The following is a 17,975-nucleotide window of genomic DNA, read 5'->3' as shown; positions in this document are numbered from 1 at the left end:
TCTCCGCCGCGAAAACTACAGTTACCGCGTCGAACAACACGGTTTGAGAAATTCTGTCGAACGTGTCTTTAGAGAAGTACAACGACGAACCTCTTCGTTTTCAAACTGTTTCAGCCATGTCGATCCACCGACCGCGGAAACGTGGTTGCAAGCCCACACCGTCTGGTGGAATCATGCTTAAGTTAACACGACGCAGCCGTTCGTCCATGAACGCCGACCGATCTCGACTCGAACTCGGAAGCGCGGGCGCCGATCCCGGAGCCGTCGACCGCGGGTGGCTCGACGTCGCCGACCTACCGACCGGAACGTCCGAACGACTCCCCGTGCTCGTCGCCAACGGGGCCGATCCCGGCCCGACGCTCTGGCTGACCGGCGGGGTCCACGGCGACGAGGCGACCGGGGTCGCCGTCGTGTTGGAGACGATGAACGCGCTCGCCGGCGGTTCGGGACCGACCGACGCGGCGACGCTCGAGTCGCTCGCCGGTGCGGTCGTCGCCGTTCCCGTCGTCTCGCCCGCCGGGCTGCGCCGGAACGCCAGGTACACCTACTACGACGACGAGGATCCCAACCGCCACTTCCCCGACGCCGACGCGGAGTCCGCGCGCCCGCCGAAACTTCAAGAGCGGATCGACGCGCGGCTCTACGGGGCGATCGTCGGCGAGGCGGACGCGGGATCGGATCCCGCCGACGTCGTCGCCGCGGACGTTCTGATCGACTGTCACACCGCGGGCGTCGACAGCGAGCCGTTCGCGATCCGCGACCGGGTGCTGTACGGCGACCGGCGGACCGAGTCGGAAGCGCGGACGCTTGCGGCCGACCTCGAGTCCGTCGTCGACGCCTTCGGCTTCCCTACGCTGACCGAGTACCCCGCCGCGGAGTACGTCGAGGAGGACCTCCAGCGCTCGCTCGCGGGAGCCGTCCTCAACGAGGCCGGGATCCCGGCGTTCACCGCCGAACTCGGCTCGCACTCCGTCGTCGACGACCGCCTCGTCGCCGGCGGCGTCGCCGGGGCGTTCGCGGTCGCGGTCGAACTCGGAATGCTCGCGCCCGACGACGTGTCCGCGGGCGTCGGCGACCCCGGAGCGCACGTCGAGACCGCCCCCGTCGACTACCCGGTTCGGCGGTACCGCGGCCCGACGACGGACGTCTCGGGACTCGTCCGGCATCGCGTCGACGCGGGCGAGACGATCGCCGAGGGGGACGTCCTCGCGGAGATCGTCTCGGCGACGGGCGAGAGGCGGGGGACCGTCGAGGCCGACCACGACGGGTACGTCGTCTCGCGATGTGAGGGCATGGCCGTCTACGAGGGCGACCCGATCGCGAGCCTGGCGGTCCGCGACGACGGCGACCTCGCCGTCTCCCGAGAGAACGGCGACGATTGAAACGAAGTCCTTAATTACGGGACGGTCGTTCCTCCGAGTGCGACCTGGGACCGTGGGGTAGTGGTATCCTCTGCGGATGGGGTCCGTAGGACCTGAGTTCGACTCTCAGCGGTCCCATCAAAAATTTTACTGGTTTCCATTATCGGAGTCCTCAGTACCTTCTAACGCCCAAAAACCGCATTCGGGGGGTGCGCTATGAACCGCCAGATCGGCGGTTCCGACGACACCGGCACGTGCCGCCACTGCGACGAAATACATCATGTATTTGATGTTCTTCGGTCCTCGATTCGCGCCCGGTCCCACGGTGGGGTTTATACCGTTTCACGTTCGTCACGGACACACCGAATGCCCGAACGAACCCGCCGATCCGGCGCATCGAGATGAGCGACGGCACAGGGCGTCCCGCGTCACCGCTGAACGGGCTGTCGGTTCTGGCGCTCGTGAGCGCCGCCTTCGCCGCCGTTCTGATCGCCACCTACCTCCAGTACGTGCTGCTCGCCGTCGTCATCGCGTACGTGCTGGCGCCGCTCCAGAAGCGGGCAGAAGAGCACGTGCGGCCGGACCTCGCCGCGGCGTCGGTGATCGGCGGGTCGATCCTCGTGGTGTTCGTCCCGCTCGCGTACGTCCTCACCGTGGCGCTCCGGCAGGGAGTCGTACTCCTGACCGCTCTCCGTCGCGGCGAGTTGCGCCAGTTCGTCGTCGAGGAGATCGAGATATTCGGGTACGTCATCGATGTCGACGTCCTCTACGCGACCTACCAGGAGCCGATAAGCGCCGCGGTACAGCGGCTCGCGAGCTGGGGGCTGGGGCTGCTCCGCGGGATCCCGGACCTGACCGTGGGGCTGTCGGTGACGCTCTTCGTCCTCTTCGCGCTGTTGCGCGACGGCGACCGGCTGGCCGAGTGGGCGCTGGCCGTCGCGCCGGTCTCCGACCGCGTCCAGCGCGATCTGATGGCGGAGCTCGACGACCTGATGTGGGCCTCCGTCGTCGGCAACGTCATCGTCGCGGGGATCCAGGCGCTGCTTCTCGGCGTCGGGCTGTTCTTACTCGGCGTGCCCGGCGTCACGTTCCTCACCGTGGCCGCGTTCGTCCTCACGCTGCTCCCGCTCGTCGGCTCCTTCGGCGTCTGGGTCCCCCTGTCAGTGTACCTCCTCGCGCGGGGTCGGAGCACCGCGGCGGTCCTGCTGTTCGTCCTCGGCGTCCTCGTCAGCCTCTCCGACACCTACCTCCGTCCCGCCGTGATCAACCGGGCCGGCGCGATCAACGTCGCGATCATCGTCGTGGGCATCTTCGGGGGGATCGTCCTCTTCGGGGGGGTCGGCCTCTTCGTCGGGCCGGTCGCGCTCGGCGGGGCGAAGGTGGTCCTCGACCTGTACGCGCGCGAACGGGAGGCGGAGGCGACGACGCTCGATCGCGGAGCCGAATGAGGGAGCGATCGGGGCGTTGACGCCGCTCAGTACACGTACTCGTCTTCGGCGATCGTCACGTACTCGCGTCTCGTCTTCCGTTTGTTCCACTTGTAACCGAGCACGAGCTTCAGCGACTCCCACCCCGAGCGGTACGGCTGTGCGAGCAGCCCGTCGCCCGCCTCCGCGGCGAGCATCGCGTCCGCCGCGCCGATGATCCGGTCCCAGTCGGCCGGCGTGTAGTCGCCGACCATGTCCGCCATCGTGACGTTCCGGACGACCTCGTCGCCGATGGCCTCCTTCCAGCGCCGGTTGTACGGGGCCAGATCGCCGGCGGCCGCCAGTTCGCCCGCGATCGCGCCGGTGCGAACGGCGACGTGGTCGCCGCCCTCGTGGAACGCCGAGGTGGTCCCCATCGCCCCGCCGACCACCGCGATCCCCGCCCCGGTCGGCGAGTCGATCGGCCGCGTCGAGGAGATCGGGTACGTCTCCGTGCCGCCGCGTTTGCCCGCGTCCTCGACGAGCGGGAAGTCCTCCTCGACGTCGTACTCGTCGCCGTACTGCCACTCCAGCAGCCGGCGGACGTACGTCGCGCCGCTCGGGATCGACTCGTCGTCCGCCGAGAGCAGCTCGTAGGCGTCGACCTCGAAGTCGTCGATGTCCATCCCGATCGGCATCGTGAGCCCGACCCGACAGACGCGGTCGGCGTTCGGGAAGATCCACGGGTACGCGGTCTCGCCGGGCATCACGCCCCACCAGAAGACGATCGCGTCGTCCACCTCCTCGTACACCGCCTCGGGAACCCGGCGGTACTCCTGGTAGGCGATGTGGTTGGCCTCCGGCGGCGCGAGCCGGTCGGACCCGCCCGCGCCCGTCGGGAGGTACTCGTCGAGCACCCGGTTCGTCACCGTCCGCTGGGGTCCGTCCGCGAGCACGACGAAGTCGGCCCCGATCTCGTCGCCGTCGGCGAGACGGAGAACGTGACGGGGATCCGACCCGGCGGATCCGCTCCCGGCGTCGCCGGGCTCCGCGTCCGGGTCGGTGTCGACGCCGCGGACCGAGACGCCGATCCGGTACTCCGCGCCGGCGTCCTCGGCGCGCTCGCGGAGCCAGTCGTCGAAGCGGGCGCGGTGGAAGGTGTACCCGAACCGGTCGTAGGAGGACTCGATACCCGTGTCGTACAGGGTGGCGGCGGTGGAGGGACCGCGGAACTCCGCCCGGTCCAGCTCTCGTTGGACGACGCCGTCGTCGAACTCGTCCGGATGGATCCCCATGATGTCGACCCAGTAGTCCAAGATTCCGGCGGCGTCGGTGGAGTCGGGCCCGAGCCCCTCGCGGTCGGCCCGCGGCACGCCCTTCTCCAACACGAGGGCGTCGGCGCCGCCGCTCGCGGCCGCGTGCGCCGCGGACGAACCGGCAGGACCCCCGCCAACGATCGCGACGTCTACGCGTTCCATACCCTGTGAGGTCGACCTCACGGCATTAAATTCACGGTCGCCGCCGGGGTCCGAGCGCCCCCGCGCGATTCGGCCGCCCTCGCAATTCGGCCGCCCCCGCGCGATTCGGCCGCCCCCGCGCCTCCGGTCCGCGGGTCGTCGGTCGAAAACGATCGTTCATCCAGTTTCACCGGCGATATTCGGCGTCGGAAAGACATGCTTTTACTCGCCGATCGGGTTCGTTCGATCAACGATGGCACGCGAGACGTGGTCGACACGGATGGGATTCATCCTGGCGGCGGTCGGGAGCGCGGTGGGACTCGGGAACGTCTGGCGGTTCCCCTTCATCACCGGGCAAGAGGGCGGCGGCGCGTTCCTGATCGTCTACCTGCTCTTCGTCGCGCTGATCGGCTTCCCGGCGATCCTCGTCGAGTTCGTTATCGGCCGATACACCGAGTTGAACCCGGTGGGCGCGATACGCGAGCTCGGAAGCGGGGCGTGGAACTACCTCGGCTGGCTGTTCGTCGTCACCGGCTTCGTCATCCTCTCGTACTACAGCGTCGTCGCCGGCTGGTTCCTCCGATACACCCTCATCGGGATCACGGACGGCTACGCGCTCGCGGGACCGGAGGAGGCGGCCGCGCTCTTTGGTACCGTCACCACCGGCGTCGACTCCCTGCTGTTTCACGCCGTGTTCATGGCACTCGTCATCGGGATCATCGCGGCCGGCGTGCGGAACGGCATCGAGTTCGGCGTGAAGGTGATGGTGCCGGCGATCATCGTGCTGCTCGTCGCTCTCGGGGCGTACGCGTTCACGCTGGACTCAGCGGGGGAGGCGTACGCGTACTACCTCACGCCGGACTTCGGGTATCTCGTCGCGAACTGGACGAGCATCCTGCCCGCCGCCGCCGGACAGGCCTTCTTCACGCTCTCGCTCGGCATGGGCGTGATGATCACCTACGCGTCCTACCTCGGCGAGGACCGGAACCTCGCGGCGGACGCGGGCATCATCGCCGGGCTCGACACGTTCATCGCCGTGATCGTCGGCTTCGTCGTCTTCCCGTTCCTCTTCGCGGCCGGGATCGAGCCCGGTGGCCCCGGCCCTAGCGCGATCTTCGTGAGCCTCACGTCGGCGTTCGCCGAGATTCCCGCCGGCCGTGTCCTCGGGATCGTGTTCTTCGCGATGGTCGGGATAGCGGCGCTCTCCTCCGCCATCAGCATTCTCGAAGTGCTCGTCTCGTATCTCATCGATGAACTCGATGTCGCGCGCGTCCCGGCCGCGACGGCCATCGGCGTCGCCGTCTTCCTGCTCGGCGTCCCGGTGACGATCGATCTGATATTCCTCAGCCTATACGACAGCCTGGCCGACGGCGTCCTGCTCGTGCTCGGTTCGCTGCTGCTCGCGCTGTTCGTCGGCTGGGTCGTCCCGGACGTCGCCAGAGCGGAACTCGGGAGGGGGATCGGCGACCTCGGCTCGCTCGGCACCGCCTGGATCTGGATCGTCCGGGTCCCGATCGTCGTCGTCGTCCTCGTCTCGCTGTATCTGGGCGTCGTCGACTACGTCGACTTCCTGACCGGCGACCTCGCCGAGTGGCTGGCGGCGCGATAGAGCGCCCCCGGTGGCCCTGGTCTCGTCGATCGTCCGTCCGACGACCGAACCGGCCGGCCGTACCGACTCCTTAAAGACGAACGGGCCTGAACGTCCGCCAGTGAGCGAACCGATCCCGACCGGCTGTGAGCCGGTCGACGACCTGCTCGGCGGCGGGTTCGAACGCGGGGTCGTCACGCAGGTGTACGGCCCGCCCGCCGCGGGCAAGACCAACCTCGCGCTCGCCGCGGCCATCGAGGTCGCGGCGGCCGGCGACCGGTCGCTCTTCATCGACACCGAGGGGCTCTCGATCGACCGCTTCGAGCAGATGGCGGGAGCGCGCGTCGACCGTCCGGCGGTCGACGAGGGAATCGAGGAGCTGGCCTCGCGGCTGGTGATAACCGAGGCGTACGACTTCGAGGACCAGCGCGAGGCCGTCCGCGACGCCGAGGAGCTCGCGGCGGAGGTGGAACTGGTCGTGTTGGACTCCGCGACCGGCTTCTACCGGCTCGAGCGCGCCGACGACGTCGAGGGCGGCCAGTCCCTCCGGAAGGTCGCCAAACAGGTGACACACCTCCTCTCTCTGGCGCGGCGACACGACATCGCGGTGGTGATCACGAACCAGGTGTTCACGGACCCCGAAAGCGACCGCGACCGCGCGCTCGGCGGCAACACGCTCAACCACTGGACCGGCGCGATCCTGCGCGTCGACCGCTTCCGCGGCGGAAACCGTCGGGCGACCCTGGAGAAACACCGCTCGAAGCCCGCCGGCGACTCCGCGACGTTCCGGATCGTCGAGGCGGGGTTAGCGGCCGGTGCGAGCGACGACTAGGAGCGAGTGGAGCACTAGCCGGTGAGCGGAGCGGTCTAACGGGAGCGCCAAACGGATCGGGAGATCGAGAACGCCGGAGCGCCGGGCGTCGCGTGAGGAACGAGCCGCTCAGAGCTCGCCGAGCTTCCGGAGTAGCTGGCCGCGGTACTCCTCGTCGGCGTTGACGCCCTTGATCTCGAGGACGTTCCGCTCCAGCTTGTCGAGCGCCACGTGGAAGGCGTGTTCCGCGCCGTACCCCTCGCCGGAGCCGCCGACCTGTCCCTGGTCCGTCCGGAGACGGATCTGACACTGGATGAGCGGGGTGCCGCGGAGCTTCTCCTTGTGTTGGTGGAGCCGGACGTGCGCGTGCATCACCTGCATCTGGGCGTACTTGTCCGCCACGCTCTCGATCGACTCGACGACGTGTTCACGCGAGGTGCGATCGAGCAGGTTGACGTTCGTGATCTGGACGTCGAGCGAGTCCTCCTCGGTGAACGTGAGCGCGCGCAACACGTCGGTTTTGGTGACCATCCCCGCGACCGCCTCGACGTCCTCGGGAGTGACGACGAGCCCGGAGACGTCGTTGTCGAACATCCGTGAGACGGCCGCCTTCGCGGTCTCGTCGGCTGTCGCAGTCAGGACCGGACTCGACATGATGTCGTAGACGGGAAGATCGAGCATCCGGTCGATATCGCCGGCGCGGTCGCCGCTGCCCTGCCGCTCCTGGTCGCGGACGACGAACTCGACGATGTCGTTCGTGGTGACGACGCCGGCGAGCATCCCGTCGTCGTCGAGCACCGGGAGCCTGGAGATCCCGTTCTCGCGGAGCCGGTTTATCGCTCGCCCCACGCTGTCCTTCTCGTTGATGCCGATCACGTCGGTCGTGACGATCTGATCGACCGTGATCGCGTCGAGGCTATCGAGGACGGCCTCGAGGATCTGATCGACGGTCACGATGCCGTAGAGTTTCTCGCCCTCGTAGACGGGCGCGATCTTCACGTCGCCCTCGACGAGGAGGCGAGCGGTCTCGCGGACGTCCTCCGTCCGCTTCACCGAGGGTGCCGGCTTGACGACGGCGGAGACCTTCGTGTCGTCCTCCATGCGCGAGCGCAGCAGCTGTTTCTCGCCGACGACTCCCGCGTACTCGCCGTCTTCGGTGACGACGATGCCCTTCGGGTTCTCGCGCTCGAAGATGGATCGGACCTTGGCGAGCCGCTCGTCGGCGTCGACCTCGACGTACTCCGGCACTGCGATATCAGCGATGTTCATGGTCCAAGCGGAACGTTGGACGCGCCGGGTATTGAAAGTACAGGGGTCGTCGTGGAACGCGAGATTCCACCCGTGAGCACGGCTCGGGGACGGACTGCTCTACTGAAAGCTTTTTGACCGTTACTCCCCGAGAGGGTGGCGTGTACGACGCCGTCGTCCTCGACCACGACGGGGTACTCGTCGGTCGAACGCCGTTCGATACCCTCCGTGAGGCCGCCTGGGAGGCCTTCGAGCGGCTGGGCGTGACCGATCCAGACCTCGCCCACGTCGACGACGTCGCCGTGGGCGTCGACCCGGCGACGCTTTCGGACATCTGTGACCGCTACGAGATCGATCCGGTCGAGTTCTGGCGCGTCCGCGACGAGACCGCGTCCGACGCGCAGATCGCCGCCTCGCGAGCCGGGCACAAGACCCCCTACGAGGACGTCGGTGCGTTGGCGCACCTCGACGCCGCGCTCGGGATCGTCTCCTCGAACCAGCAGGCCACCGTCGACGACCTCCTCGAACACTTCGGGCTCGCCGACCGCTTCGACGTCGTCTACGGCCGCGAGCCCTCGATCGCCAGCCTCTCGCGGAAGAAGCCCTCCCCCTACTACTTGGAACGCGCGCTCGCGGACCTGGACGTCTCGACCGCGCTGTTCGTCGGCGACAACGAGTCGGACGTGATCGCGGCCGACAACGCCGGGATCGACTCCGCGTTCATCCGCCGGCCCCACCGCCGCTCGTTCGAGCTCTCGGCGCAGCCGACCTACGAGATCGACGACCTCCACGACCTCGTGAGCCTCTGTGGGCGCTCGCCGATCGGGTCGCCGTGAGCGACGGCGTTCGCCGGAGTCGCGTCGCTTCACCCGAACCGCGACGCCGACGTTTATGAGTCGCCGGCCGCCACCCGGGACATGGACCCGAACCTCCCGCCCGTGGGACTCGGCACGATGGGGATCGATGACCCGGACGCGGTCGCGACGGCCCTCGCGGTCGGCTACCGCCACCTCGACACCGCCCGGATCTACGGCAACGAGGCCGTCGTCGGGGAGGGGCTCGAAGCGAGCGACGTCGACCGCGCGGACGTGACGGTCGCGACGAAGCTCTGGATCGACGCGCTCGCCGGCGACGACGTGGGACCGACCGCCCGCGAGAGCGCCGACCTCCTCGGCGTCGATCGGATCGACCTGCTGTACGTCCACCGCCCCCGCGGCGCGTACGACCCGGAGACGACCCTGCCCGCGATGGACCGGCTCGTCGACGCGGGGGTCGTCGGCGCGGTCGGCGTCTCGAACTTCGAGATCGACGACCTCGAGCGCGCCCGCGAGGTCCTCGACGCCCCGATCGCCGTCCACCAGACGGAGCTTCACCCGCTGTATCACCGCCCCGAACTCCTCGACCACGCCCGCGAACACGGCTACCCCGTGGTCGCGTACTCACCGCTCGCGGGCGGGAGGGTCGGCGAGGTCGACGCGGTCCGCGAGGTCGCCGAGCGCCACGGGACGACGCCCGAGGCGGTCGCGATCGCGTGGGCGACCGCGAAGGAGCCGGTGGCCGCGATCCCGAAGGCGTCGACGGAGCGGCACCTCCGGGCGAACCTCGCGGCCGCGGACCTCGAACTCGACCCTTCAGAGATCGCCGCGATCGACGCCGTCGACCGGGAGGAGGAGCTGTATCCGGAGTGAAGTTACCGGTTCTGCGACCGATCAGAACATGTCCAGCCGAGGACGCAGTGGTTCGAGCCGGAATTCGGTGTCAATATCAGTGAGTTGTTTCGAGTTGAACGACATCTACGAGAACATTTTGAACTTCTAAAACGTATACGTTCAATTAGTTTGAGAATTTATAACGGTTCTCTGTAATCACTTCTGAATAATGGATCCCGTCTGGACTTCTGTTGATTTAGATACGTATCTTTCAGCCATAGTGAACGAAGGCGACATCGAAGAACAACTCGTACAGGAATCCCGCTGGAAGATATCCTACAGGGAATCGCAGTTACAACGACGTGGACTACTCTCACTGCACTCACGGGCCATGGAACTCGAACCGGAAACGCTCGATTGGGACGAACTGGGGGTCTCCGATCAGGCCGTCGAGGTCCTCCAAGCGAACGGAGTCCCTCCCGACCGGCTCCATCGTTACTTCGCACATCCACGAACACTGAAACGGACGAACCTTCTGAAGTACTATCGGACGCTCGCCGGAGTCTCTGAGAACCGTCTCAGAGGGATGGAGAGCATCCGATCGGCCGTCAGAGAAGTCGACTCTTCGGATCAGTCGTCCGAAACGTCCGACTCGGTCCACCGTCTGTGCCGCTTCTTCAACTCGCTGATTAGCACTTGGGCCTCGAGTCTGACGGGCGATGAACGGCCTGAACGGCGGGCGCTTATCAGCGCACTACTCACAGAGGGTGCGGCGATCGAGGGGTCATCGAGAAACGCGGGAGGACGGAAGGCCGTAGTTAATGTTGCCTCCGTACTTGTAGAGGAGTTCGACGATCACGGTGTTTTGGAGTCGTTCGAGGTGAAACAGACGTCACAGGACCCCTTCATAACCGTCTCGTCTACGGATCTCGGCGATTCCTACGCGCTCGGTGATCTTTCCGGAGCATACGACGTTCGAGACGTGCGGGCCGCTAACGGGGGTTATGTTAACGTCGATCAGACCGAGCCCGATATGGTCGTTCGCTCCCCCAGAGGCGTAACCGGTTACGGAGAGATCAAGGACCGAAAAGACGTTAGCAACCAATGGGAGGGGTGGCTCCCGCTGATACGGAGCAAGCTGGAAGACTTCGAATCTAAAAACGCGGAGGCGAAGAAGATGATACTACAACCCGTTTATACCCGACGAATGATAGAGGGTGACCGAGGGAGCGACGCGGACGATGTCGGTATCGAGGGGCTGATTCACGACGGGCTGTTGGACGTCCCGTTTAACATCAGCCAGATCATCGCGGACGAGGATTCTCGAGACTTCTTCGGTGCCTACATCCGCCAATTACTCGGATACGACGTAGCGAGTGTTTCCCTATGACGGACCGATGGCATCGAAGGTCATCTGCTGAGTACCTTTCTCTGTGATCGGAATCAGGCGTGTGATCTGCTCGGCGATCGCGTTCGCCAACTTCGGTGGGACCGCGTTCCCGTTCTGTTCGTACCAGCTGATAAACGATCCTTCGAACTCCCAGTCGTCCGGGAACGACTGTAGACGTGCCGCCTCCCTGACGGTAACGTTACGGTTCTGTTCGGGATGGACGTACCGGCCGCACGACGGCGTGCTCGATTTCCGAGTGATCGTGCCGGCGGGTCTATCCCAGTGCATTCGACCGTAGGTATCACAGAAGGACTTGAGATCGCCGTTTTCTGCTCTTTTCTTCATCGAATCGAGCCAGTACTCCTCCTGGTGGTTTTCCGGGATATCCATCCACGATCCACCGTCATCCGGAATGAGGTCGAGCATCTCTACGATCCGCCGAGTGTGATTCGGCGCTCGATGCATCGGATCGGCTGGATGAGTCTCACCGGCTTCAATCGGCGGCAGATCGCCGATCGCATCCTCTACCGTACGGTGTTCGTCTACGGTCGGAGGGGGTAATTCGACCTTACGCCCCTCCTTTCGGGCGATGATGATGGCTCGACGGCGTCGCTGAGGCACACCATAGTCGGCAGCGTTCAGAACGTCGGACGCTATTGCGTAGTTGTTCTTTTTGAGGATCTCGTAGGTTCGATTCCAGTATCTTTCTTTCGCGCCCTGAATGAGCTCGGGAACGTTTTCCATGACGAAGAACTCCGGCTCCATCGCAACTGCCAACTCGGCGCTGAACGAAACCAACGTGTTCCGTTCGTCGTGTTCCGTGTCGTGTTTGTTCCGATGCTGAGAGAACCCCTGACATGGAGCACAGGAGATGAGAACGTCGAGATCCCCGCGAGCGACGTCAAATTCGTTCAGCAGATCGTCTGCGGTGTATTTCGTAATATCGTCGACGATAGGGTCCGTACCGATGTTGTTCCGGTAGGTTTCGGCGGCATCGTCGTTTTGATCAACTGCTCCGACGCACCGGAAACCCGCCTGCTCGAATCCGAGGCTCATTCCCCCACAACCGCTAAACAGATCAGCGTATAGCAGTTCGTCTTCAGCGGGTTCGTTCGTCTCCATTCGATCGTTACCGTAGTTTTGGATGGTCATCTTATAATAACCTGTGTTTTGTGCCACTTTTAAGGTTTATTAAAACTTATAGAACTAATTAGTCCCCCGTTTTTGATAACCCTACTAATATACCGGATAGGGGCAAAGACGACTCCATGAGCAAATACATCCTAAACGTCAGCACCATTCAACAGGGCCACAAGATCCAGCTGATCAAAGAGGTACGCGAAAAGTGGGGTGACGATAGAACGGATGTCGGTGATAAAGTAGCGTTCTTCGAGGACGACGACGGGAACATCATCCTCGAGCCGGCCGGAAAACCTGACGAGTAGAACCACTCACGGGCCCCAGCCGTCCCTTCGAACGATCCCAGATGCCTTTTATCTCTCCCGGCACCCCGTTCGGGTATGACCGAGGTCATCGACGGCGAGGCGGTGGCGGCCGACGTTCGATCCGACGTGGCCGGCTGCGTGGAGACGCTCGCGGACGCGGGCGTGACCCCCGGCCTGGCGACCGTGCTGATGAGCGACGACCCCGCGAGCGAGACGTACGTCTCGATGAAACAGCGCGACTGCGAGGAGGTCGGCATCGAGGGGATCCACGTCGACGTCGACGCCGACGCGCCAGCCGCCGAGCTGTTCGAGACCATCGACGACCTCAACGAGCGCCCGGACGTTCACGGAATCTTGGTTCAGCTTCCCGTCCCCGACCACGTCGAGAAGCGCGAGGTGCTCCGGCGGATCGACCCCGAGAAGGACGTGGACGGCTTCCACCCCGAGAACGTCGGCCGGCTCGTCGCGGGCGACGCCCGGTACAAGCCGTGTACGCCCCACGGCGTCCAGAAGCTGCTCGCCGCCTACGACGTCGAGACCGAGGGGGCCGACGCGGTCGTCGTCGGCCGCTCCGACATCGTCGGCAAGCCGATGGCGAACCTCCTGATCCAGAAGGCCCCGCAGGGGAACGCCACCGTGACCGTCTGTCACTCGCGGACGGAGGAGCTAGAGGGGAAGCTCGCCGACGCCGACCTCGTGGTCGCCGCCGCGGGGATCCCGGAGTTCGTCGACGGCTCGATGCTGAAGGCGGGCGCGACCGTGATCGACGTGGGGATAAACCGGGTCGACGCGGACACGGAGAAGGGGTACGACCTCGTCGGCGACGTCGACTACGACTCCGCGAGCGAGGTCGCGGGCGCGATCACGCCCGTCCCCGGCGGCGTCGGGCCGATGACCCGCGCGATGCTCCTGTACAACACGGTGAAGGCGGCGGGCCGCCAGCACGACGTGGCGATCGATCTGGACTGAACCTGGCGTCGCGGCCGCGTTCCCGTTGCGTCCCGTCTCACTCGGAACGCCCCGCACGGCCCCGCACCTCGCGCCTCCCCAGCCTCGTCGCGCGGGCTCCTCGCACCTGCCGGGTGCTCGGAGGCACTCGCCACCGCACCAACGAATTCGACAGTATCTCGGTCACCGATCGTCGATTCCCGTAGCTCACTCCTCCCGGTTCCGGATCTCGATCCGGCCCTCGATCTCGGGGTCGATCCCGCGCTCGCGGGCGAAGTCGGCGAGCACCTCGTACTGGATGTCGGCCTCGCCGACTCGGTGGCGTTCCTCGAGCGTCGGGTACTCGTGGTCCGAGTGGAGCAGGTACTCGGAGGTGGCGACGGCGTACCGGGCGTCCGGGTCGATCGCGTCGCCGTCGACGGTCGCCTCGACTATCTCCTCCGCGGCGGCGTCCCAGACGACCCGCGCGTTCGAGACGTGGCCGTGCCACCAGTCGTCCTCGCCGAAGTCGACGTCGGGCGCGGCCATCTCCCGGAGGACGGCCCGTAGCTCCTCGCCGGTGACCGACGTGAGCACGACCGGCTCCTCGAAGGGGATGAGGCTGATGAGGTCCGCCTTCGTCACCTCGCCCGTCCACGGGTCGCCCTGCCGGAGCCCCCCGGCGTTCGAGAGCCCCACGTCGGCGTCGTGCGCCCACCGGAACGCGTCGGCGACGAAGTTGCCGACGCGGCACTCCCCGCCGTGGACGACCGCGCCGGTCCGTTCGATCGGCTCCGCGACGCGGTCGACGACCTCGCCGAGGTCGGCCGCGCCCATCCGCTCGGCGAGCGCCCCCTCGAGGTTCGCGTGCGGCTCGGCTCCGTCGGGCTCGTACAGCGTCGCCGTGGCGGGGGCGTCGGGGTCCGCCGGGTCGCCGAGGTCGACCTCGGCGACGGCCTCGCCGTTCACGCCCGGCCGGACGAGGAGGGTCCCGTCGACGCGGTCGTTCCGGCGGCTGTGGACGTGGCCGCCGAGAACCACGTCCACGTCGAGCTCGCGGGCGAGGTCGTCGTCGCCGCCGCCGAGGTGTGAGAGGACGACCCGGTGGTCGACCTCGGGCCCCTCGCGTGCGAGGTCGTCGAGCGCCTCGCGCGCGGCCGCGACCGGGTCGTCGAACGAGAGCGGCGCGGCCATCGGGTTGAGCGAGTCGGTCGCGGGGTCGGTGACGCCCACGAACCCCACGGTCGCGCCGTCGACGGCGCGGGTCGTCCACGGGACGACCCCCTCCCGACGGCCGAAGGGCTCGCCGTCCTCGTCGCGGACGTTCGCGGAGACGAACTCGATCGGCGCGTCGTCGACGAGTCCGCGGAGGGCGTCGGGACCGTAGTCGAACTCGTGGTTGCCGAACGTGTCGAGGAGGGTGTCGGTGGCCGCGTAGAAGTCGATCGTCTGGCGGCCCTTCGCGACCAGCGAGAGGACGCCGGGCGCGGTGGTGTCGCCGGTGGCGACGACCGCGGCGTCGGGGCCGTCGAGGTCGCGGATCCGGCCGGCCAGCCGGGCCGCCCGTTCGGGGACGTCGAAGACGTTCTCGATGTCGGAGTAGTGGAGGAGACGAGCCATGCGTGGGCGGCCCTCCGAGGGGAGCGAACAAAAACGATCGCAAGCGGATCGCGGGCGACTCGCGAGCGGCGAGCCGTCCCCGCCGTGATCCGAATCTCCCCGTCACGCCCTCGCACGCCTCCCGAGCGCTTTGAAAGCGCTTTTATGCTGTCCAAGAGTATCCCGGTGTACACCCTCTGTGGGGTCGATGATGTGCCGTTCCGATAGGGACCGACCACGGGACGGACACGCGAGCCCACACGGAGGACATAGGTGAACAACACATGCCAGTTTACGTAGACTACGACACCCCGGCCGACCTCGCCGAGCGATCGCTCGAGGCGTTCGAGGTCGCCCGAGACACCGGTACCGTAAAGAAGGGAACGAACGAGACCACCAAGTCCGTCGAGCGCGGCAACGCGAAGCTCGTCCTCGTCGCCGAGGACGTCTCGCCCGAGGAGATCGTGATGCACCTCCCCGAGCTCGCCGAGGAGAAGGGGATCCCGGTCGTCTTCGTCGACACCCAGGACGAGGTCGGCCACGCCGCGGGCCTCGAGGTCGGCTCCGCCGCCGCCGCCGTCGTCGAGGCCGGCGACGCCGCAGACGACATCGAGGACATCGGCGAGAAGGTCGCGGAGCTCCGATAACCACCCATGAGCGCAGAAGAGGGAACCGGCGATTCGACCACCGCCGAGGTGATCGAGGTCGTCGGCAAGACCGGGATGCACGGCGAGGCCATGCAGGTCAAATGCCGCATCCAGGAGGGATCGAACCAGGGACGGATCATCACGCGGAACGTCCTGGGTCCCGTCCGGCTGGGCGACGTACTCCAGTTGCGCGAGACCCAGCGCGACGCCGACGCCATCGGAGGGCGATAACCCATGGTCGAGACACGCACCTGTGACTACACCGGCGAGGAGATCGAGCCCGGCACGGGCACGATGTTCGTGAAGACGAACGGACAGATCCTCCACTTCGTCGACTCGAAGGCGGAGAAGAACTACTTCCTCGGCCGCGAGGCGCGCGACCTCGAGTGGACCGAGGAGGGGCGCAACGAGGGTGGCGAGTAGATGAGCCACCACGACGAGCGCACCTTCGTGATGGTCAAGCCCGACGGGGTCCAGCGCGGGCTCATCGGCGAGATCGTCTCCCGATTCGAGGAGCGCGGGCTGAAGCTCGTCGGCGGCAAGTTCATGCGCATCGACGAGGATCTCGCCCACGAACACTACGGCGAACACGCCGACAAGCCCTTTTTCGACGGCCTCGTCGAGTTCATCACCTCCGGACCCGTCTTCGCGATGGTCTGGGAGGGCGCGGACGCGACCCGGCAGGTCCGCGCGATGGTCGGCGAGACCGACCCCGCCGAGTCCGCGCCCGGCACGATCCGCGGCGACTTCGGGCTCGACCTCGGTCACAACGTGATCCACGCGTCGGACCACGAGGACGAGGGCGCGAACGAACGCGAGATCGACCTGTTCTTCGACGACGACGACCTCGTCGAGTACGCCCTCGACACCGCGGCGTGGGTGTACGAAGACGAGGATCACTGAGACGAACGCCGACCTCGACACCCTGCCGACGGCCGACCCCGGCCGGTTCTTCGCCGGGACCACCCGACGACCGCCTAGCGCCCGCCTCGTTGACACACCTCGTTTCCGGTGAAACACGCCGACCATCCCCTCGTCGTCATCCGATCATCCGTTTCTCGGCGTATATGAACGAGCGCGTAAGCCGTACGTGAGCGGGGCGAACCCGCAACGCGATCTGCCGAGCGCCGTCGCGTGACTCGCCGCTACGTCGACAACGCCCGCACGACGCCGTTCCGGTCGACGACGAGGATCTCGTCGGTCCCGTCGTCGTTCGCGTCGGCGAAAAGCGGGCCCGCGTACACGACCGTCTCCGGGATCCCTCCACGGACGACGACCTCGCCGTTGCGGGTCAACCCCAGCACCTCGCCCTCCCGATTGACCGCGGCGGATTCCGGCGTGTCGTCGCCGGCGACGTCTCCGACGCCGGGCGCGTTCACGCGGGTCTGCCCGCCGTACTGTTGTTTCCAGATGACCTCGCCGTCGAGTAAGTTGACCGCCCAGACGCTCCCGACGCCGCCGACGAGGATCTGCCCGCCGTTGGCGTCACCCACGGCGACGGGACGGTCCTGGAGGCCGACCTCGTACCGCGAGGAGCCGTCCGCGACCTCCAGCGCCTCAAGGGTCCCGTCGGAGCCGCCGAGCGACAGGATCGGGCCGCGCCGCGTCTCCGCGACGGTCCAGTCGACCGCCGTCACCGTCGGGGTCGCCGTCCAGCGCGCCTCGCCCGACTCGTCGAGGAGGTGAACGGTTCCGGGGGACGTTCCCGCCGTCGACACCGCGACGCCGCCGGGGATCGGGTCCTCGCGCCCGTCGGGGTCGGGATCGGGTTCGACGACGAGCGGCCGTCGTTCGACCCGTCCGTCGATCGACGCCTCGAAGACCTGGTCGCCGTCGGCGCCGACCGCGAGCACCGAGCCGTCCGTGGTGGTCGCGACCACGAGGTTCGCGCCGTCGCCGGTCGGATCGCCGATCGTCGGAACGACGCCGCCGGAGCCCTCGAGATCGACGACGAACCGCTCGTCGCCGTCGGTGGCGTTCAACACGACGAGTTCGCCGCGCGCGGTCGTCAGTGCGACCACCGGATCCCCGGTGAGCGTGCCGGTTTCGAGCCGACTCACGGCGACCGGGTCACCATCGTTCCCGTCGCTCCCGTCCGCGTCCCCAGATATCCGCGTCGTCCACGCCCGTCCCTCGCCCGGAGTCACGGCGCGAACGGCGCGGTCGCCGCCCTCGACGGTCGGCTGGACGACCCTGGTCTCGCCGTCGACGTCGACGGTCGCGGTCCCGGTACCGTCGTCGCCCGCGGCGGGTTCGGACTTCCAGACGACCGTGGCTTCGGTGTTCGCGTCGTCGAAACCGACGAACGCGAACGTGGCGACGCCGACGCCGGTCGCGCCGCCGGCGAACAGGATCAGGATCGCGAACAGGACTCGGCGGTCCATCACCGGTGATTCGGCCGGTGGCGGCATACGACTGTCGGATGCGGTCGGGAGGGATCCGCGCCG

At 66.9% G+C, this 17,975-nt stretch carries 18 protein-coding genes, 1 tRNA gene and 1 pseudogene; 15 read left to right on the top strand and 5 right to left on the bottom strand.

The window, feature by feature from the left end; translation table 11 throughout:
* The 4 genes and pseudogenes from NO889_RS08765 to NO889_RS08750 all read left to right on the top strand — a co-directional run.
* Window positions 1-181: pseudogene (locus NO889_RS08765) on the top strand (IS6 family transposase); the annotation flags it as partial.
* Between the two features lie 25 nt (window positions 182-206).
* Window positions 207-1,382 carry a succinylglutamate desuccinylase/aspartoacylase family protein gene (locus tag NO889_RS08760; RefSeq protein WP_256411878.1) on the top strand — a complete coding sequence of 392 codons (1,176 nt, stop codon included), beginning with the start codon at window positions 207-209 and terminating at the stop codon, window positions 1,380-1,382.
* A 46-nt stretch (window positions 1,383-1,428) separates the two neighbouring features.
* Window positions 1,429-1,499, top strand: a tRNA-Pro gene (locus NO889_RS08755).
* 263 nt (window positions 1,500-1,762) lie between these two features.
* Window positions 1,763-2,809: an AI-2E family transporter gene (locus tag NO889_RS08750; protein WP_256411877.1), complete on the top strand. Its 1,047-nt coding sequence runs from the start codon at window positions 1,763-1,765 to the stop codon at window positions 2,807-2,809.
* A 26-nt stretch (window positions 2,810-2,835) separates the two neighbouring features.
* Here NO889_RS08750 and NO889_RS08745 read toward each other — a convergent pair whose 3' ends face one another.
* Window positions 2,836-4,245 (bottom strand): NAD(P)/FAD-dependent oxidoreductase, encoded by a 1,410-nt coding sequence (locus tag NO889_RS08745; RefSeq protein WP_256411876.1) that lies wholly within the window; start codon window positions 4,243-4,245, stop codon window positions 2,836-2,838.
* A gap of 232 nt (window positions 4,246-4,477) precedes the next feature.
* Here NO889_RS08745 and NO889_RS08740 point away from each other — a divergent pair, with 232 nt between their 5' ends.
* On the top strand, window positions 4,478-5,833 hold the full coding sequence (locus NO889_RS08740) for a sodium-dependent transporter (RefSeq protein WP_256411875.1): 1,356 nt from the start codon (window positions 4,478-4,480) through the stop codon (window positions 5,831-5,833).
* Between the two features lie 100 nt (window positions 5,834-5,933).
* Window positions 5,934-6,644 (top strand): DNA repair and recombination protein RadB, encoded by a 711-nt coding sequence (radB, locus tag NO889_RS08735; protein ID WP_256411874.1) that lies wholly within the window; start codon window positions 5,934-5,936, stop codon window positions 6,642-6,644.
* 108 nt (window positions 6,645-6,752) lie between these two features.
* Here the strand turns inward: radB and NO889_RS08730 are convergent, their stop codons facing one another.
* On the bottom strand, window positions 6,753-7,892 hold the full coding sequence (locus NO889_RS08730) for a CBS domain-containing protein (RefSeq protein WP_256411873.1): 1,140 nt from the start codon (window positions 7,890-7,892) through the stop codon (window positions 6,753-6,755).
* A gap of 140 nt (window positions 7,893-8,032) precedes the next feature.
* Here NO889_RS08730 and NO889_RS08725 point away from each other — a divergent pair, with 140 nt between their 5' ends.
* From NO889_RS08725 to NO889_RS08715, 3 genes are all read left to right on the top strand, one after another.
* A complete protein-coding gene (locus NO889_RS08725) occupies window positions 8,033-8,707 on the top strand; it encodes an HAD family hydrolase (RefSeq protein WP_256411872.1) in 675 nt (224 codons plus the stop codon).
* 81 nt (window positions 8,708-8,788) lie between these two features.
* Window positions 8,789-9,559, top strand: coding sequence for an aldo/keto reductase (locus tag NO889_RS08720; RefSeq protein ID WP_256411871.1), 771 nt, complete (start codon window positions 8,789-8,791; stop codon window positions 9,557-9,559).
* Window positions 9,560-9,749: 190 nt separating this feature from the next.
* Window positions 9,750-10,910, top strand: coding sequence for a hypothetical protein (locus tag NO889_RS08715; RefSeq protein WP_256411870.1), 1,161 nt, complete (start codon window positions 9,750-9,752; stop codon window positions 10,908-10,910).
* On the opposite strand, the gene NO889_RS08710 is transcribed toward NO889_RS08715, so the two are convergent.
* Window positions 10,905-12,062, bottom strand: coding sequence for a DNA cytosine methyltransferase (locus NO889_RS08710; RefSeq protein WP_256411869.1), 1,158 nt, complete (start codon window positions 12,060-12,062; stop codon window positions 10,905-10,907). The two genes, NO889_RS08715 and NO889_RS08710, sit on opposite strands and share 6 nt — an antisense overlap.
* A 116-nt stretch (window positions 12,063-12,178) precedes the next feature.
* On the opposite strand from NO889_RS08710, the gene NO889_RS08705 reads away from it, so the two are divergent.
* Both NO889_RS08705 and NO889_RS08700 read left to right on the top strand, forming a co-directional pair.
* Window positions 12,179-12,355, top strand: a complete 177-nt coding sequence (locus tag NO889_RS08705) for a hypothetical protein (protein ID WP_256411868.1) — start codon at window positions 12,179-12,181, stop codon at window positions 12,353-12,355.
* A gap of 75 nt (window positions 12,356-12,430) precedes the next feature.
* Window positions 12,431-13,324 (top strand): tetrahydrofolate dehydrogenase/cyclohydrolase catalytic domain-containing protein, encoded by an 894-nt coding sequence (locus NO889_RS08700; RefSeq protein WP_256411867.1) that lies wholly within the window; start codon window positions 12,431-12,433, stop codon window positions 13,322-13,324.
* A 186-nt stretch (window positions 13,325-13,510) separates the two neighbouring features.
* On the opposite strand, the gene NO889_RS08695 is transcribed toward NO889_RS08700, so the two are convergent.
* Window positions 13,511-14,902 carry a bifunctional metallophosphatase/5'-nucleotidase gene (locus NO889_RS08695; protein ID WP_256411866.1) on the bottom strand — a complete coding sequence of 464 codons (1,392 nt, stop codon included), beginning with the start codon at window positions 14,900-14,902 and terminating at the stop codon, window positions 13,511-13,513.
* A gap of 263 nt (window positions 14,903-15,165) precedes the next feature.
* Between NO889_RS08695 and rpl7ae the strand changes: the two genes are divergently transcribed.
* The 4 genes from rpl7ae to ndk are packed head-to-tail and all read left to right on the top strand — an operon-like array spanning window position 15,166 to window position 16,431.
* Complete coding sequence (gene rpl7ae / locus NO889_RS08690) at window positions 15,166-15,528, top strand: 50S ribosomal protein L7Ae (RefSeq protein WP_094529274.1); 363 nt, start codon at window positions 15,166-15,168, stop codon at window positions 15,526-15,528.
* A 6-nt stretch (window positions 15,529-15,534) separates the two neighbouring features.
* Window positions 15,535-15,759, top strand: a complete 225-nt coding sequence (locus tag NO889_RS08685; protein WP_066417357.1) for a 30S ribosomal protein S28e — start codon at window positions 15,535-15,537, stop codon at window positions 15,757-15,759.
* A gap of 3 nt (window positions 15,760-15,762) precedes the next feature.
* On the top strand, window positions 15,763-15,951 hold the full coding sequence (locus NO889_RS08680; protein WP_066417355.1) for a 50S ribosomal protein L24e: 189 nt from the start codon (window positions 15,763-15,765) through the stop codon (window positions 15,949-15,951).
* Window positions 15,952-16,431: a nucleoside-diphosphate kinase gene (ndk, locus tag NO889_RS08675; protein WP_256411865.1), complete on the top strand. Its 480-nt coding sequence runs from the start codon at window positions 15,952-15,954 to the stop codon at window positions 16,429-16,431.
* A 242-nt stretch (window positions 16,432-16,673) separates the two neighbouring features.
* Here ndk and NO889_RS08670 read toward each other — a convergent pair whose 3' ends face one another.
* Window positions 16,674-17,912, bottom strand: a complete 1,239-nt coding sequence (locus NO889_RS08670; protein WP_256411864.1) for an outer membrane protein assembly factor BamB family protein — start codon at window positions 17,910-17,912, stop codon at window positions 16,674-16,676.
* Window positions 17,913-17,975: the final 63 nt, after the last annotated feature.

The organism is Halorubrum rubrum (genome assembly GCF_024494685.1).
Lineage (GTDB): Archaea > Halobacteriota > Halobacteria > Halobacteriales > Haloferacaceae > Halorubrum > Halorubrum rubrum.
This window is presented reverse-complemented; position numbering and strand designations above follow the sequence as displayed.

Coding starts and splice junctions, on each gene's coding strand:
- NO889_RS08695 (WP_256411866.1), bottom strand. CDS start 14,902: ATGGCTCGTCTCCTCCACTACTCCGACATCGAGAACGTCTTCGACGTC.
- ndk (WP_256411865.1), top strand. CDS start 15,952: ATGAGCCACCACGACGAGCGCACCTTCGTGATGGTCAAGCCCGACGGG.
- NO889_RS08745 (WP_256411876.1), bottom strand. CDS start 4,245: ATGGAACGCGTAGACGTCGCGATCGTTGGCGGGGGTCCTGCCGGTTCG.
- NO889_RS08720 (WP_256411871.1), top strand. CDS start 8,789: ATGGACCCGAACCTCCCGCCCGTGGGACTCGGCACGATGGGGATCGAT.
- NO889_RS08685 (WP_066417357.1), top strand. CDS start 15,535: ATGAGCGCAGAAGAGGGAACCGGCGATTCGACCACCGCCGAGGTGATC.
- NO889_RS08730 (WP_256411873.1), bottom strand. CDS start 7,892: ATGAACATCGCTGATATCGCAGTGCCGGAGTACGTCGAGGTCGACGCC.
- NO889_RS08750 (WP_256411877.1), top strand. CDS start 1,763: ATGAGCGACGGCACAGGGCGTCCCGCGTCACCGCTGAACGGGCTGTCG.
- NO889_RS08700 (WP_256411867.1), top strand. CDS start 12,431: ATGACCGAGGTCATCGACGGCGAGGCGGTGGCGGCCGACGTTCGATCC.
- rpl7ae (WP_094529274.1), top strand. CDS start 15,166: ATGCCAGTTTACGTAGACTACGACACCCCGGCCGACCTCGCCGAGCGA.
- NO889_RS08680 (WP_066417355.1), top strand. CDS start 15,763: ATGGTCGAGACACGCACCTGTGACTACACCGGCGAGGAGATCGAGCCC.
- NO889_RS08740 (WP_256411875.1), top strand. CDS start 4,478: ATGGCACGCGAGACGTGGTCGACACGGATGGGATTCATCCTGGCGGCG.
- NO889_RS08760 (WP_256411878.1), top strand. CDS start 207: ATGAACGCCGACCGATCTCGACTCGAACTCGGAAGCGCGGGCGCCGAT.
- NO889_RS08670 (WP_256411864.1), bottom strand. CDS start 17,912: ATGGACCGCCGAGTCCTGTTCGCGATCCTGATCCTGTTCGCCGGCGGC.
- NO889_RS08710 (WP_256411869.1), bottom strand. CDS start 12,062: ATGACCATCCAAAACTACGGTAACGATCGAATGGAGACGAACGAACCC.
- NO889_RS08715 (WP_256411870.1), top strand. CDS start 9,750: ATGGATCCCGTCTGGACTTCTGTTGATTTAGATACGTATCTTTCAGCC.
- NO889_RS08705 (WP_256411868.1), top strand. CDS start 12,179: ATGAGCAAATACATCCTAAACGTCAGCACCATTCAACAGGGCCACAAG.